At 53.0% G+C, this 13,782-nt stretch carries 14 protein-coding genes; 7 read left to right on the plus strand and 7 right to left on the minus strand.

Annotated elements, in window-relative coordinates:
• Nucleotides 1-107: 107 nt before the first annotated feature.
• Nucleotides 108-1,220, minus strand: a complete 1,113-nt coding sequence (locus GW590_RS22675) for a branched-chain amino acid ABC transporter substrate-binding protein (RefSeq protein WP_169405355.1) — start codon at nucleotides 1,218-1,220, stop codon at nucleotides 108-110.
• Between the two features lie 420 nt (nucleotides 1,221-1,640).
• Here GW590_RS22675 and panM point away from each other — a divergent pair, with 420 nt between their 5' ends.
• The gene (gene panM, locus GW590_RS22680) at nucleotides 1,641-2,033 is read left to right on the plus strand and encodes an aspartate 1-decarboxylase autocleavage activator PanM (protein WP_169405356.1); all 393 of its coding nucleotides are present in this window, start codon (nucleotides 1,641-1,643) and stop codon (nucleotides 2,031-2,033) included.
• 210 nt (nucleotides 2,034-2,243) lie between these two features.
• Here the strand turns inward: panM and rpoH are convergent, their stop codons facing one another.
• The 4 genes from rpoH to ftsY all read right to left on the minus strand — a co-directional run bounded on the left by rpoH (nucleotide 2,244) and on the right by ftsY (nucleotide 6,321).
• Nucleotides 2,244-3,101, minus strand: coding sequence for an RNA polymerase sigma factor RpoH (gene rpoH / locus GW590_RS22685; RefSeq protein WP_169405357.1), 858 nt, complete (start codon nucleotides 3,099-3,101; stop codon nucleotides 2,244-2,246).
• A gap of 301 nt (nucleotides 3,102-3,402) precedes the next feature.
• Nucleotides 3,403-4,383 (minus strand): permease-like cell division protein FtsX, encoded by a 981-nt coding sequence (gene ftsX / locus GW590_RS22690; RefSeq protein ID WP_169405358.1) that lies wholly within the window; start codon nucleotides 4,381-4,383, stop codon nucleotides 3,403-3,405.
• Nucleotides 4,373-5,044, minus strand: coding sequence for a cell division ATP-binding protein FtsE (gene ftsE / locus GW590_RS22695; protein ID WP_169405359.1), 672 nt, complete (start codon nucleotides 5,042-5,044; stop codon nucleotides 4,373-4,375). The genes ftsX and ftsE overlap by 11 nt, the downstream gene beginning before the upstream one ends.
• A 5-nt stretch (nucleotides 5,045-5,049) precedes the next feature.
• Nucleotides 5,050-6,321, minus strand: a complete 1,272-nt coding sequence (gene ftsY, locus GW590_RS22700; protein WP_169405360.1) for a signal recognition particle-docking protein FtsY — start codon at nucleotides 6,319-6,321, stop codon at nucleotides 5,050-5,052.
• A 250-nt stretch (nucleotides 6,322-6,571) separates the two neighbouring features.
• Here ftsY and rsmD point away from each other — a divergent pair, with 250 nt between their 5' ends.
• From rsmD to GW590_RS22720, 4 genes are all read left to right on the plus strand, one after another.
• Nucleotides 6,572-7,195 (plus strand): 16S rRNA (guanine(966)-N(2))-methyltransferase, encoded by a 624-nt coding sequence (gene rsmD, locus GW590_RS22705; protein ID WP_169405361.1) that lies wholly within the window; start codon nucleotides 6,572-6,574, stop codon nucleotides 7,193-7,195.
• A complete protein-coding gene (locus tag GW590_RS22710) occupies nucleotides 7,185-7,460 on the plus strand; it encodes a DUF1145 family protein (protein WP_169405362.1) in 276 nt (91 codons plus the stop codon). Before rsmD ends, GW590_RS22710 begins: the two co-directional genes overlap by 11 nt.
• Nucleotides 7,461-7,732: 272 nt before the next feature.
• Nucleotides 7,733-8,359: a lysoplasmalogenase gene (locus tag GW590_RS22715; RefSeq protein ID WP_169405363.1), complete on the plus strand. Its 627-nt coding sequence runs from the start codon at nucleotides 7,733-7,735 to the stop codon at nucleotides 8,357-8,359.
• Nucleotides 8,360-8,445: 86 nt separating this feature from the next.
• Nucleotides 8,446-10,806: a zinc/cadmium/mercury/lead-transporting ATPase gene (locus GW590_RS22720; RefSeq protein ID WP_169405364.1), complete on the plus strand. Its 2,361-nt coding sequence runs from the start codon at nucleotides 8,446-8,448 to the stop codon at nucleotides 10,804-10,806.
• A 263-nt stretch (nucleotides 10,807-11,069) separates the two neighbouring features.
• Here GW590_RS22720 and tusA read toward each other — a convergent pair whose 3' ends face one another.
• A complete protein-coding gene (tusA, locus tag GW590_RS22725) occupies nucleotides 11,070-11,318 on the minus strand; it encodes a sulfurtransferase TusA (protein ID WP_169405365.1) in 249 nt (82 codons plus the stop codon).
• A gap of 218 nt (nucleotides 11,319-11,536) precedes the next feature.
• Here tusA and GW590_RS22730 point away from each other — a divergent pair, with 218 nt between their 5' ends.
• Both GW590_RS22730 and GW590_RS22735 read left to right on the plus strand, forming a co-directional pair.
• Nucleotides 11,537-12,226: a 7-cyano-7-deazaguanine/7-aminomethyl-7-deazaguanine transporter gene (locus GW590_RS22730; protein WP_169405366.1), complete on the plus strand. Its 690-nt coding sequence runs from the start codon at nucleotides 11,537-11,539 to the stop codon at nucleotides 12,224-12,226.
• Between the two features lie 111 nt (nucleotides 12,227-12,337).
• Nucleotides 12,338-12,904, plus strand: a complete 567-nt coding sequence (locus GW590_RS22735; RefSeq protein WP_169405367.1) for a DcrB family lipoprotein — start codon at nucleotides 12,338-12,340, stop codon at nucleotides 12,902-12,904.
• Nucleotides 12,905-12,957: 53 nt separating this feature from the next.
• Here the strand turns inward: GW590_RS22735 and yigL are convergent, their stop codons facing one another.
• Nucleotides 12,958-13,767, minus strand: a complete 810-nt coding sequence (yigL, locus tag GW590_RS22740; protein ID WP_169405368.1) for a sugar/pyridoxal phosphate phosphatase YigL — start codon at nucleotides 13,765-13,767, stop codon at nucleotides 12,958-12,960.
• Nucleotides 13,768-13,782: the final 15 nt, after the last annotated feature.

Consider the following 13,782-nt stretch of genomic DNA (forward strand, 5'->3'; position numbering starts at 1 on the left):
GGAAGATTCCAAGGGGTGCGCTTACCTCACCAGAGGTCTTTTAATGACTTAAGGCATATAACCGCTACGCTGCAAAATGCAGGGATAACAGCTATATAGCGAAACAATTACTTAATTGGTGTTGAGGTGCCGTCGGCATGCCATTGGAAAACACCAAACTCAAAGCCTTTCAGATCGCCTTTCTGATCCCAGCTCAACGGACCCATTACGGTATCAACAGGGGCTGATTTAAGGTTTTTGGCGATTTCAGCCGGTTCCATGCTGCCACTGCGGGTCATACCGGTGGTCAGAGCCTGCAAGGCGGCATAGGTGGTCCAGACGAAAGGTCCGGTTGGATCCAGTTTCTTGGCTTTCAGCTCATTAACGATCGGCAGGTTAGTCGGAACCTGGTCATAACGTTTTGGCAGGGTTACCAGCATGCCTTCAGAGGCGGCGCCGGCAATGTTCGACAATGAGGAGTTGCCTACGCCTTCAGGTCCCATAAACTTGGCGGTTAAGCCAGCCTGTTTGGCCTGACGCAGAATTTGCCCCATTTCCGGGTAATAGCCGCCGAAATAAACAAAGTCGACGTTTTCTTTCTTCAGACGGGCCACCAGCGTGGAGAAATCTTTGTCGCCCGCGGTGATGCCTTCAAACATCACCACGTTGCCGCCGGATTTCTTCAGGCTATCCTGAACCGAACGCGCCAGACCTTCACCATACTGTTGTTTGTCATGGATCACGGCGATGCGCTGCGGCTTGATGGCGCTCAAAATGTATTTCGCCGCCGTTGGACCCTGATCGGAATCCAGACCAGTGGTACGCATAATCATTTTATAACCACGAGTGGTCAGATCGGCGTTGGTGGCAGCCGGAGTGATCATCAACACGCCTTCGTCTTCATAAATATCAGAAGCCGGTTGGGTTGAAGAAGAACACAGGTGACCGATAACGTAATGGATACCGTCGTTGATCACTTTGTTGGCGACGGCAACCGCCTGTTTTGGATCGCAAGCGTCGTCATATTCGACGCCGACCAGTTTGTCGCCTTTGATGCCGCCTTTGGCGTTGATATCGGCAATCGCCTGTTTGGCTCCGGTAAATTCCATATCGCCGTATTGGGCAACCGGTCCGGACATGGCACCGACAATGGCAATTTTAATGTCTTTCGCCATTGCTGAATGGCCCATTGCCAAGGCAACGCAGCCTGCCAACCAGATCTTACCCTTCGTTAATTTCATCCTGACTACCCCGTCTTATCGATTGATGATGATGTGCTGTTGGATTTTGACGCCTGCTTAAAACATGGTCACTTTTCGTTTTCACTATAAGTTAGAATGAGTTAGCGGCTTATTTTGTCTTATTTTTAAATAAGAGCTTATTTATCACGTTATTAAACAGGAATATTCCTCTGCAAATCAAATCGCCGATGCCGAAACAAGAGGTGTAAACAGAATTTTATTTGGGTGAATACGCGGCAAAAACGCCAACTATCAGCCGTTAAAACTGCTTAATTTTGATTAAGCCACCGTTTGTCTTTTATACGGCGATCGAAAAAATATTTTCAACCTGTTACTGTACAAAAAAAGTTACGCCCCGAAATTACTGCGATCCGGTACACTGTTTTCTGCCCTTTTTTCTTCGTGATTTTTTCTTCAACCATGAAATTAACCATAGTAAAACTCAGTAGCCTTAGCGCGCAGGATCTCAGTGATTTGGCAAAAATCTGGCCGCAGCAGCAGGCAGCGGACTGGCAACGCTGGATCAATGAGCAAGGGATGATTTTTGCCGCACGTTTTAACGACCGGCTGTTGGCGGCAGTCAAAGTGTCGGTTAACGCCACTCAGGGAACGCTGAGTGATTTAACCGTGCGCGAGGTGACCCGCCGTCGTGGCGTCGGGCTGTATCTGTTGGAAGATCTGCAGCAGCAACTGCCGGAGATAAGCCACTGGTCAATGGATGCCAGCAGCGAAGAGAGTGTGCTGCACGCCTTTATGCAGGCCTGCGGTTTTCATCTGACTGCCGGACAGTGGTTAAAAACTCGCCCTTCGTAGATTGCAGGTATAAAAAAAGCGACCCTGGAGGTCGCTTGAGTTTGATGACAAAGTGGTTTTGAAGATCGAGATACCCGGGCATAGCACACCTAGGGGCGCTCCGGCGGGCAAGCCCGCTACGACCCCAACGGTGTACTCTCCCTAAAAATGAGCTTTGTCAGCAGTCTGAAGCGACCCTGGAGGTCGCTTTTTTCGCTTTACGCCAATACGTTAGGCTTCAATAGCCAGGCGCAGTTTTTTCATGGCGTTCTTTTCTAGCTGACGCACACGTTCTGCGGATACGCCGTACTTGTCGGCCAGCTCTTGCAAGGTCGACTTGTTATCGTCGTCAAGCCAGCGAGCGCGGATAATATCCTGGCTGCGTTCGTCAAGGCCTTCCATTGCAAAGGTCAGTTTGTCTGCCGCGCTATGCTCCCAGTTGTCTTCTTCGATGCTTTCGGCGAAGTCGGAGCTTTTATCCTGCAAATAGAGCATTGGCGCCATTGCCTGACCGTCACGCGGTTCATCGTCCGGCGTTGGGTCAAAGGTCATGTCCTGGGCCGCCATGCGCGATTCCATTTCCAGAACATCTTTGCTGGTTACTCCCAGCTCGCGGGCAACGTGCTCGACTTCTTCGTGGCTAAACCAACCCAGACGCTGTTTGTTTTTGCGCAGGTTAAAGAACAACTTGCGTTGTGCCTTGGTGGTGGCCACTTTCACAATACGCCAGTTACGCAGGACGTATTCGTGGATTTCTGCCTTGATCCAATGCACAGCAAAGGAAACCAGACGGACACCGACCTCAGGATTAAAACGGCGAACCGCTTTCATCAGGCCGATATTGCCTTCCTGGATAAGGTCTGCCTGCGGCAGGCCGTAACCGGAATAGTTACGGGCGATATGAGCAACAAAGCGCAGGTGAGACAGGATAAGCTGCTTAGCGGCATCCAGGTCGCCCTCGTAATGCAGCCGTTCAGCCAGTGCCCGTTCTTCCTCTGCGGTGAGCATAGGATAGGCATTGGCGGCCCGTACATAGGCTTCCAGGCTACCTTGGGGAACTAAAGCTAAAGTTCGCATTTCTTTGGTCATTCAAAGCCTCTCATAACATAAAGTAAGAAGGTGGTTCACTTTCTCACTTGAAGCCCAGCCACCAGGGCTGCAACTTCAATTACTCGGTTATTTTTAACGCTGTCATGGAATGCATACCATGCTACAGCGTAGAACCTATCACATTGGCTGCTGATTCGACCCTGAAACTCACTCAAAGTTCATTCATTAGCGCCTTGCGGGCTAATGACTGTATGCGAAGTTCAGGGGGAATGATTGGGAAATTGTGCTCACCCTCGTAGCACAACCCACAGCTACAAGGGAAGAGTATACCAAAAAATTATTACTGTGGTGTAAATCGACGTAAATGTTGCACGGTTGCTAACCAGGCGGCGATCCAACCGATCATTGCCGAGATCAATAACAGCAGCAAACTTTCGTCCCACGCCAGACCATGGATATCAAAGGTAGTGCCAAATACCGATGCCACCTGGGTCACCACCGCCTCCAGCCGGAACACCAGCACTTCTGACAGGATCAACGACAAGAAGGCCCCACAAAAGCCCAGCATCGCGCCACCATTGAGGAATGGCCGTAAAATAAAGCCGTCGGTGGCACCGATCAGTTTCATAACATTAATGGTATCGCGGCGACTAAAAATGCTCAGCCGCACGCTGTTACCGATCACCAGGAACACCGCCACCACCATTAGCAGCCCGATCAGCGCAGCAATCTGCCCGACCAGCCCGGTAAGGGCCGCCAGCCGTGCAAACCAGCTGTCATCCATACGCACTTCGTTCACCCCCTGCACCGCCGCCACGCGGTCGCGCAGGCTATTGAGGGTTTTGGCATCCTGGAAATTCATTTTCGGGGTGATAATCGCCACCGCCGGCAATGGATTTTGCTCAAGCATATCCATGGCACCGCCAAATCCCGACCAGTTGCGGAATTCGCCCATTGCTTCGGCGCGAGAGAGGTAGTTGACTTTATCAACCCCGGCTTCGGCTTTCAGGGATTTCACCACGTTTTCTGCGGCATCATCATCCAGTGACTTATCGAGATAGACCGTAAGCTGCGGAGTTGGGTACCACTGTTCGGCAGCCTGACTGACGTTTTTCCATACCAGATAACAGACGCTAGGCAAAGTCAGCGAGATGGCAATCACCATAATGGTCAACAGCGTGGCCAAGGGTTGACGCAGCATATCCTGCACCGCGTTATCCCAGGCATAACGCCACTGTTCGCGCCATCCGCCCTGCAATGCCTTACTCTTCGACATTCGTGCGCTTTTCGCCGTTCTGGCCGGGTGCGGGCTATTCGCCATAGTAGGCACCTCCGGCGATCCTGCCCTGACTCAAGGTCATCATGCGATAACGACGACTGGCTATCAGCGCCATATCATGCGTTGCCATCAAGACGGTAACACCGACACGGTTAAACTCTTCAAACAAACGCAAAATCCCCTCCGACAGCACTTCGTCCAGATTTCCAGTAGGTTCATCTGCCAGCAGCACCGCGGGTTTGTTGACCACGGCGCGGGCAATACCGACACGCTGCTGTTCACCACCGGACAGCTGAATAGGGAAATTTTTGGCCTTATCCAGCAAGCCGACTTTATCCAGCGCCGCCGACACGCGACGGCGAATATCTTCGCTGCTGGCACCGGCAATCACCAACGGCATGGCAACATTGTCGTAAACCGTGCGATCGAGCAGCAAATGGTGATCCTGAAAGATCATGCCGATCTGGCGCCGCAAAAACGGCACCTCACTGTTTTTAAGACGACTGATATCATGACCGCCAAAAAATATATGCCCGGCACTCGGGCGTTCAATACCGCAGATCAATTTCAACAGGGTACTTTTACCGGCACCAGAGTGACCGGTCAGAAAGGCCATCTCGCCCTGCTGAATATGGAAATCGACACCTTGTAACGCCTGTCGTCCGCCTAGATAAGCTTTACTGACCTGTTCAAAGCGAATCATCCGTATTAATCCTCTCGGGCAAAAAGTGCCTCAATAAAATCGTCAGCCTTAAACGGCCTTAAATCTTCAATCCCCTCACCCACGCCGATATAGCGGATAGGGATACTAAACTGGTCGGCGATGGCAAAAATCACCCCGCCCTTGGCGGTACCATCGAGTTTGGTCAAGGTAATGCCGGTCAAACCTACCGCCTCATCAAACAGTTTGGCCTGACTGACGGCGTTCTGGCCGGTGCTGGCATCCAGCGTCAGCATAACCTCATGGGGGGCGTCTTCGTCCAGTTTTTTCATGACCCGGACAATCTTCTTCAGCTCTTCCATCAGGTGCGCTTTATTCTGCAAACGCCCTGCCGTATCGGCGATCAATACGTCGACCTTACGAGATTTGGCCGCCTGAATGGCATCAAAAATCACCGAGGCGGAGTCTGCGCCAGTATGCTGGGCGATAACCGGAATGTTATTGCGCTGACCCCAAACCTGCAACTGCTCCACCGCCGCAGCACGGAAGGTATCTCCCGCGGCCAGCATCACCGACTTGCCTTCAGCCTGGAACTGACGCGCCAGTTTGCCGATGGTGGTAGTTTTCCCCACGCCATTGACGCCAACCATAAGAATGACATACGGGGTTTTGCCGCTGACATCCAGTGGCTTCTCCACTTTGGTCAATATTTCGGACATTTCTTCCTTCAGCTTGCTGTACAGCGCTTCCGCATCTTTTAGCTGTTTGCGGCTGGCGTGTTCGGTCAGCGAAGTAATGATTTTACGGGTGGTTTCCACACCGACGTCGGCAATAAGCAGTTGCTCTTCCAGTTCATCAAACAGATCGTCGTCAATTTTCTTGCCGCGGAACAGGCCAATAAAGCCCGATCCCAGATTCTGTCTGGTTTTGACCAGACTGCGTTTAAGCCGGGCAAAGAAGCCCTCTTTGCTGGGACGTTCCTGTTCGACCTGAGTGACGATCAACGGTTCCAGGGCTACCGGCAGCGGTTGCTGCACCTCGATTTCCGGTTCTGCGGGCAACTCAGCCTGCTGCTCGGCGACCTGCTCGGTAACACGGACAATGTCCTGCGCCAATGACTGGGCAGCCTGTTCAGGCGCGATCGCTTCGGCATCCGACGTGGCCGTCAGCGCCTCGTCAGCCAGGATATCTGCCGATTCTGCCGGTTCTTCAGCAGGTACTTCAGATTGCGCAATAGGTTCCACTTCTTGTGGCTGTTCGTCTTCCTTGCGGCCACGGCCAAACCAGGATAGAAAACCGCGTTTTTTCTCTTTTGCCATTTTACAACTTCACTCCACGCCGTTAATTCTCGACGAACGGATAATCAATAGGGTAATAACCAGAGTCTATCACTTTCCCTTTACCGCAACACGTCCGCATGATGATTTCCACTGCCCATACAATCAACTAGCCATCAATCTGCCTAAAGAGATGCAGACAACATTTGCCCAAATGTGTCACACCGGTAGAATAGCCCCCCAAACCCGTATTCTTAACCATTAGAAAGACATTTACCGAACCCGATTAATTATGGCAAAAAAACCGCAAACCCCGGCTGCTGGCCAAATCCGTCTGATTGGCGGCAAATGGCGTGGACGCAAGCTGCCGGTACCGCATAGCCCAGGACTGCGGCCGACCACCGATCGCGTCAGGGAAACCTTATTCAACTGGCTGGCTCCGGTGATCCAGGGTGCGCGTTGCCTGGACTGTTTTGCCGGCAGCGGTGCGCTGGGCATTGAAGCGCTGTCTCGCTACGCGGGGAGTGCCACCTTACTGGAATTTGAACGCCCGGTTGCCCAGCAATTGACACGTAATTTAACCCTGCTCAATACGCCGGACGGGCAGGTGATCAACGTCAATACGCTAAACTGGCTGGCCAAGAGCGGTACGCCATTTGACGTGGTGTTTCTCGATCCGCCTTTTCGCCAGGGTATTTTGCAAGAAACCATTGCCCTGCTCGATCGCAATGGCTGGCTGGCCGAAGAAGCCTGGATATATATTGAATCAGAAGTAGAACACGGCACGTTGCCGGTGCCCGCCAACTGGCGGTTGCATCGGGAAAAGATTGCCGGACAAGTTGCCTATCGCTTATATCACCGCGACGTTACACCTGCCGTTGACGCGTCGCCACAGGAGCAGTCAGATGTTGATTAATATTGGTCGCCTGTTGATGCTATGCATCTGGGCATTTTTGCTGATGAATATTGTTCATCCCTTTCCCAAGCCGATGAAATATTTCCTCGATGTCGCCATGGTATTTATGTTCTTTATGCATGGGCTACAGGTCATGCTGCTCAAAGCCACACAGGGGAAAGAACAAAAACCGCTCGGTGCCGGCCTGCAGCTGCGAATTTTTCTGTTCGGCGTGTTTGAACTGTTAGCCTGGCAAAAGAAACAGCCGCCACTGCCAAAAAAGTAATGCCTTTTTAATCAGGCGTGGGTCAGGAATGACCTGCGCCTGTCTCGCTCAATCTCCTACAACGCTGCTGCTTAGACATAGTGCAAAAGCGCAGGCGGCGTTACTATATCCAGGCCTGCAATCTCGCAGACAAACTGTTCAGCATAATTTTAAGCCTCTTTTAAGATTGTCGGCCCCCCCGTGCCTCTCCTACACTAAAGGGATAAGAGAACCTGAGTTTCAGGCTTTCATTTGGCAGTTCTTTGCATTCTTTTATTAAATAAGGATAAACAATGAGTTGGCCGTTTATTGCTGTATTTCTTTCTGGTTGGCTGTATGTCGATGCGCGCTATCGTGGTCCGCGCTGGCAAGGCTGGCTGTTCAAACCCGTCACTCTGCTGCTGCTGTTACTGTTAGCCTGGCGTGCGCCGGTGCTGACCACCAATGGCTACCTGATCGTTTTGGGTCTGATGGTGACACTGATTGCCGACGCCCTGCTGCTGTTGCCCCGGGAACGCTTTCTTTACGCCATTGGCGCCTTTTTCCTGTCGCATCTGCTCTATACCCTGAGTTTTGCCAGTCAGATGAGTTTTACTTTCTTCTGGCCGCTGCCAGTGATCCTGCTGGCGGTGGGGATTGTGCTGCTGGCGATTATCTGGACACGACTGGAGGAAATGCGCTGGGCCATTCTGACCTTTATCGCCATGTCGTTGCTGATGGTCTGGGTTGCCGGGGAACAATATTTCGCCCGCAGCACCGATTTGGCGTTCTCGCTGCTGGCCGGTAGCGTGCTGCTGCTGCTGGCAAACACGGTGTGGATGATTAGCCACTATCGCTTCAAATTCCGCGCGGCGGATGCGATTGTCGCTGCCTGCTATTTTGGTGGTCATTTTCTGATCGTCCGTTCGCTGTACCTGTAACCGTCGATTTTTGCCTTGACCCTGGAGTCAACTCCAGGGTGTACACTCCTGATATTCGTGGTTAACCCCAGGCTTCAGGAGGCAATATGTCACCCCAACAGCATCAACATTCAAAAAGCTGCGGCGCAAGCTGCCACTCCTCAACCTCTCGTGCGCCCACTTTTCGGTCAATGGCGCCGATGCCGGCAGCAGGCCCGCATCCGGTGGATTGTTGCAGTGGTTCAGCCCCGGTCGCGGGCGCATCCTGTTGCAGCAGTGAATCTAGTGAGCACTCACCTACAAAAGGGGATTGCTGTAGCAGCAACGCCCATGATGACGGCGGCGGTGACGAAGAAGGTCCCGCGACAACTGCCACAGAACAGGCTGATACCCGGCGTTTTAGCTGGCTGGTGTCAGGTATGGATTGCGCCAGCTGCGCTCGTAAAATCGAGAATGCGGTCAAAAATCTGCCCCATGTCAGCCAGGTCAAAGTGCTATTCGCTACCGAGAAACTGATCGTCGATAGCGAGCAGGATATTTCCCCACAGATTAGCCAGGCCGTTATTGCTGCCGGTTTTACACTACAAAGCCTTGATACCCCCGCAGGCCCCGTTGCTGCAGCACCTTCCTGGCTAAAAGAAAATGCCACGCTGATTGCGCTGGTCTTGCTGATGCTGCTTAGTGCGTTGCTGGCGCAGGTCAATGTCCAGTGGGGCACCCTCGCCTTCACACTGACCACCCTGGTCGGTCTGTGGCCGGTGCTGCGCCAGGCGATCAAACTGACCCGCAGCGGCAGCCCCTTTGCTATTGAAACCTTGATGAGTATTGCCGCCATCGGTGCGCTATTTATTGGCGCGACTGCCGAAGCTGCCATGGTGCTGCTGCTGTTTATGATTGGCGAGAAACTGGAAGCTTTTGCCGCCAATCGTGCCCGTAGCGGTGTGAAGAGTCTGATGGCGCTGATCCCCGACAGCGCGCAAAAAATCGTCGCTGGCAAGCTGCTATCAGTGCCGGTTGCCAGCCTGCGTCCCGGTGATATCCTCGAAGTGGCGGCCGGTGGTCGTCTGCCGGTAGATGCGCTGTTGCTACAGGCCGCAGCCAGCTTTGACGAGAGCGCCCTCACCGGTGAATCCATGCCGGTAGAGCGCCAGCCTGGTGAGAAAGTGCCGGCTGGCAGTTTGTGTGTCGACAATGTGGCGCAGTTGCAGGTGGTTTCCGCTCCCGGGCAAAGCGCTATTGACCGCATTCTGCAACTGATTGAAGAAGCTGAAGAGCGCCGTGCGCCGATTGAGCGTTTTCTCGATAGCTTTAGCCGCTATTACACCCCGGCGATTATGCTGATGGCGCTGCTGGTGATCCTTATACCACCGCTGGCGATGGGACTGCCGTGGGAAACCTGGATCTATCGCGGGTTAACGCTGCTGCTGATTGGTTGTCCTTGTGCTCTGGTGATCTCAACCCCTGCCGCCATCACTTCTGCGTTGGCCGCGGCCACCCGCCAGGGAGCACTGATTAAAGGCGGTGCGGCACTGGAACAACTGGCGCTGGTAGAAACTATTGCCCTGGATAAAACCGGCACCCTGACCGAAGGCAAGCCGGTGGTCACCGATACACTGCCGCTGGCAGATATTGCCATAGAACATCTGCTGGCGGTCGCAGCGGCGGTAGAAGCTGGATCGCACCATCCACTGGCTAAAGCCATTATTCAGGCCGCGCCACCACAGCAGACGCTGGTGGCCGAACGTCGTCGCGCACTGGCGGGTATTGGCGTCGAAGGTTGGGTTAATGGTCAGCGTATTTTGGTTGCCGCCCCCAAGCACCTGCCGCATGCGACCCTGACCGACGAAGTTGTGACGCAGATTAGTGCCCTGGAAGCGGCGGGTAAAACCGTGGTTGTGGTGATGGAAGAACAGCGCCTGCTCGGTTTGCTGGCAATGCAGGACAAGCTGCGAGACGATGCCATTAGCGCCCTGGCGGCGTTGAAAAGTCTCGGCATCAAGACGCTGATGCTGACCGGGGATAACCCGCTGGCAGCACGTAGCATAGCCGAGAAACTGGGGATCGATTTCCGCGCCGGACTGTTACCGGCAGATAAGGTGCAGGTGGTGGCCGAAATCAGCCAGACGCAGGTCACGGCCATGGTCGGCGACGGTATCAATGACGCCCCGGCGATGAAGGCGGCACGAATTGGTATTGCCATGGGCAGTGGCACCGACGTGGCGCTGGAAACAGCCGATGCGGCATTGACCCATAATCGCCTGAACGGGCTGGCGGAGATGATCCGGTTATCGCGGGCAACCCGCGCCAATATCCGTCAGAATATCTCCATTGCTCTGGGTCTTAAGGCGCTGTTTCTGGTCACGACGCTGCTGGGTCTAACCGGTCTGTGGCTGGCGGTATTGGCCGATTCCGGAGCCACCGCGCTGGTCACCGCCAATGCGCTGCGCCTGCTGAGGAAAAGATCGTAATAGCAAGGGATCCTGCAGGCTGGCAGGGTCCCCGTTTTGGGTAACCAGAATAGGTTCGGAGAGATCCAGGGCAGCGGCGTGCTTTTTGACAAAACTAATCGTTGGTATTTGCCTCCTACACACCTCTTTTGCGCAAGCGGACAGCGTAAGGTTCAAATATAGACTTTTTATGGACCAGGCAATGACCGCCAATAGAGACGTTAAGCACAAAGTAGCAGGCTATGCCCGAGTATCTCGATCAGCAAGACCACTTGGTCACCAACTCAGGCCATGCCTTTTTTCAGCAGATAGCGGTAGGGCAACTGCCCGGTGTCGGCGGCAAGCAGGGTATGTTCCATAAAGCGGCAAAAACCGGGAATATCACGGGTAGTTGCCGGATCGTCGGCGAGGATCAGCAGGGTTTCCCCGTCATGCATTTTACGGATGGTTTTACGCACCATCATCACCGGTTCGGGGCAACGTAAACCCAGGGCATCTAACTGGTGATCTGCCTCTTGAAATTGATCTGTCATTAATACGCTCTCCCCTTTCAAACAGTAAGCCGCGTCAGTTTACCCGGCAAATTCGCCAGTGCAAGCGCCACTGTCCTGCCGTATCATTGCAGTTGCGCAAACGGCCCGGAAAAGGGTAGTATGCGCGCCGCGGTAGTAAAATCACCGTTTTTTGTACAGCGTTTAATCAGTCGAGTTATTGGGTTCCCTCACCCCAACCACTAAAAAGGTCACAATCTATGTACGCTTTTTCCGCACAACAGCGCTTTATTGCGTTGATATGGCTATCGCTATTCCATATCGCCATTATCACCTCCAGTAATTATCTGGTGCAGTTACCTGTATCGATCTTCGGGTTTACCACGACCTGGGGAGCCTTTACCTTTCCCTTTATTTTCCTGGCTACCGATCTGACGGTACGGATTTTTGGTGCCCCGCTGGCGCGCCGCATTATCCTTTGCGTTATGATGCCGGCCTTGGTGATTTCCTATTTTATCTCTGCGCTGTTCTTTCAGGGGAGCTGGCAAGGGTGGGAGTCACTGGGCAGTCTGAATGTGATGGTCGCTCGTATCGCCAGCGCCAGCTTTATGGCGTATGTGCTCGGGCAAATCCTCGATGTTCAGGTATTTAACCGCCTGCGTCAGCGCAACAGCTGGTGGGTTGCCCCGACGGCGGCGATGTTCCTGGGAAATATCAGCGATACGCTGGCGTTCTTCTTTATCGCTTTTTACAAAAGCAGCGACGCCTTTATGGCCCAATATTGGGTAGAAATTGCGCTGGTGGATTACAGTTTCAAATTGCTGATTTGTCTTATATTCTTCCTGCCAATGTACGGTATGCTGCTCAATGTCCTGCTTAAGCGCCTGGCTGATTCCGGTAAAAGCGAAGCGGTATCCTTTCAGGATGCCAGAAAACCCGCCAATATCTGACTTGCTTTTCGCTCTTGAATAGGGTGCCATAAAGGCCATGAAGTCAATAAGCTATCCCGGTTATCTCTTAGCGTAACCGGGATAGGATGCGTGAAACTTAAAGGAAGCCCTATGCACAAATTAGCCCGGATTATGGGAATAACACTGCTGGTCACTGGCCTGGCAGCTTGCGATGGCAAAACTGACAATAAAACCGCTTCGACGGACAAAGGGGCGACACCCACAGCCGCAGCGCCTGTGCAACCTATCAGCCTGCTTGACGGTAAAGTGATCTTTTCGTTACCACAAGGCATGAGCGACCAGAGCGGTAAGCTGGGTACGCAAGCCAATAATATGCATGTTTATGCCGATAAAAGCGGACAGAAAGCGGTGATCGTGATTTTAGGCGACAATACGCCGGACGCCCTCGACGTGCTGGCCAACCGTCTTGAACAGCAACAGCGCGCCCGTGATACCAATCTGCAGGTGGTCAGCAACAAGGCCATTCAGATCAACGGCCAAACGCTGCAACAGTTTGACAGCGTGATCAATGCAGCCGGTCAGAAAGCCTATTCGTCTATCGTGCTGGCTAAAGTTGCCAATCATCTGATGACCATGCAAATCACAGTGCCTGCGGACGATCAGCAGCAAGCGCAGACCAATGCCCAGGCCATCGTCAATACCTTGAAACTGCAATAAGCGTTTTGTTATGCACTTGGCACGCGGAGGGTCTCCCTCCGCGCGCTTTACCCCTAGCGCGACGGGTTTAAATACATTTTGCGCAGGTAATGGGGAACCGCGTTATCGGCGTTGGAGCCGATGATTTCGGCATCCGGCAGCGCCATTTTCAAACGTGGCAATGAGCCGCTCATCAGGCAGCCTTTACCGGACATATTCAGCATTTCGAGATCGTTCATCCCGTCACCAAAAGCAATGCAGTCCTTTAACGAATAACCCATCAGCTTGGCAACGTATTCCAGCGCATGCCCTTTGGATACGCCACCGGCCATCACTTCCAGACAGACCGGCAATGAGAAACTGACATTGACCCGATCGCCCCAGCGCGCGTTGATTGCTGCTTCCAGCGGCAGCAGTTTTTCATGGTCTTCGCAGGTAAAATAGACCTTGCAGATGCCGTCTGTCTCCAGCATCCCCTGCTGATAGACTTTATATTTGAAGATGGATTCTTTAAAGAAATCATTCTGATCGAGACGATCGCGGTTCATATACCAATCGTCATTGCGGTACACATTGGTCAGAATGTCGGCTTGATGATGGACAATGCCAAACAGATCTTCAGCAATATCGGCGTCGAGGTTATGGCTGAAGATCAGCTCACCGTCGGTGTTATGCACGCGAGCACCGTTAGAAGTGATCATATAGGCGCTGATCCCCAGGCCATCGCGCATCTGCGCCACATCAACGTGGTGACGGCCGGTGGCAAAGACAAAGTGGATATCCCGCTGGGTCAGCAGTTGCAGGGTCTCTTTGGCGAATGGACTCAGGGAGTGGTCGGGTGACAGCAGGGTGCCATCTAAATCGGAAGCAACAACATGATACATAGCGGTAAGATCTAA

This window comes from Rouxiella aceris (assembly GCF_012933545.1).
Taxonomy (GTDB): Bacteria; Pseudomonadota; Gammaproteobacteria; order Enterobacterales; family Enterobacteriaceae; genus Rouxiella; species Rouxiella aceris.

Bases quoted from the DNA above. Each gene is read 5' to 3' on its own strand.
- GW590_RS22675 (WP_169405355.1), bottom strand. From the start codon at position 1,220: ATGAAATTAACGAAGGGTAAGATCTGGTTGGCAGGCTGCGTTGCCTTG.
- panM (WP_169405356.1), top strand. From the start codon at position 1,641: ATGAAATTAACCATAGTAAAACTCAGTAGCCTTAGCGCGCAGGATCTC.
- rpoH (WP_169405357.1), bottom strand. From the start codon at position 3,101: ATGACCAAAGAAATGCGAACTTTAGCTTTAGTTCCCCAAGGTAGCCTG.
- ftsX (WP_169405358.1), bottom strand. From the start codon at position 4,383: ATGGCGAATAGCCCGCACCCGGCCAGAACGGCGAAAAGCGCACGAATG.
- ftsE (WP_169405359.1), bottom strand. From the start codon at position 5,044: ATGATTCGCTTTGAACAGGTCAGTAAAGCTTATCTAGGCGGACGACAG.
- ftsY (WP_169405360.1), bottom strand. From the start codon at position 6,321: ATGGCAAAAGAGAAAAAACGCGGTTTTCTATCCTGGTTTGGCCGTGGC.
- rsmD (WP_169405361.1), top strand. From the start codon at position 6,572: ATGGCAAAAAAACCGCAAACCCCGGCTGCTGGCCAAATCCGTCTGATT.
- GW590_RS22710 (WP_169405362.1), top strand. From the start codon at position 7,185: ATGTTGATTAATATTGGTCGCCTGTTGATGCTATGCATCTGGGCATTT.
- GW590_RS22715 (WP_169405363.1), top strand. From the start codon at position 7,733: ATGAGTTGGCCGTTTATTGCTGTATTTCTTTCTGGTTGGCTGTATGTC.
- GW590_RS22720 (WP_169405364.1), top strand. From the start codon at position 8,446: ATGTCACCCCAACAGCATCAACATTCAAAAAGCTGCGGCGCAAGCTGC.
- tusA (WP_169405365.1), bottom strand. From the start codon at position 11,318: ATGACAGATCAATTTCAAGAGGCAGATCACCAGTTAGATGCCCTGGGT.
- GW590_RS22730 (WP_169405366.1), top strand. From the start codon at position 11,537: ATGTACGCTTTTTCCGCACAACAGCGCTTTATTGCGTTGATATGGCTA.
- GW590_RS22735 (WP_169405367.1), top strand. From the start codon at position 12,338: ATGCACAAATTAGCCCGGATTATGGGAATAACACTGCTGGTCACTGGC.
- yigL (WP_169405368.1), bottom strand. From the start codon at position 13,767: ATGTATCATGTTGTTGCTTCCGATTTAGATGGCACCCTGCTGTCACCC.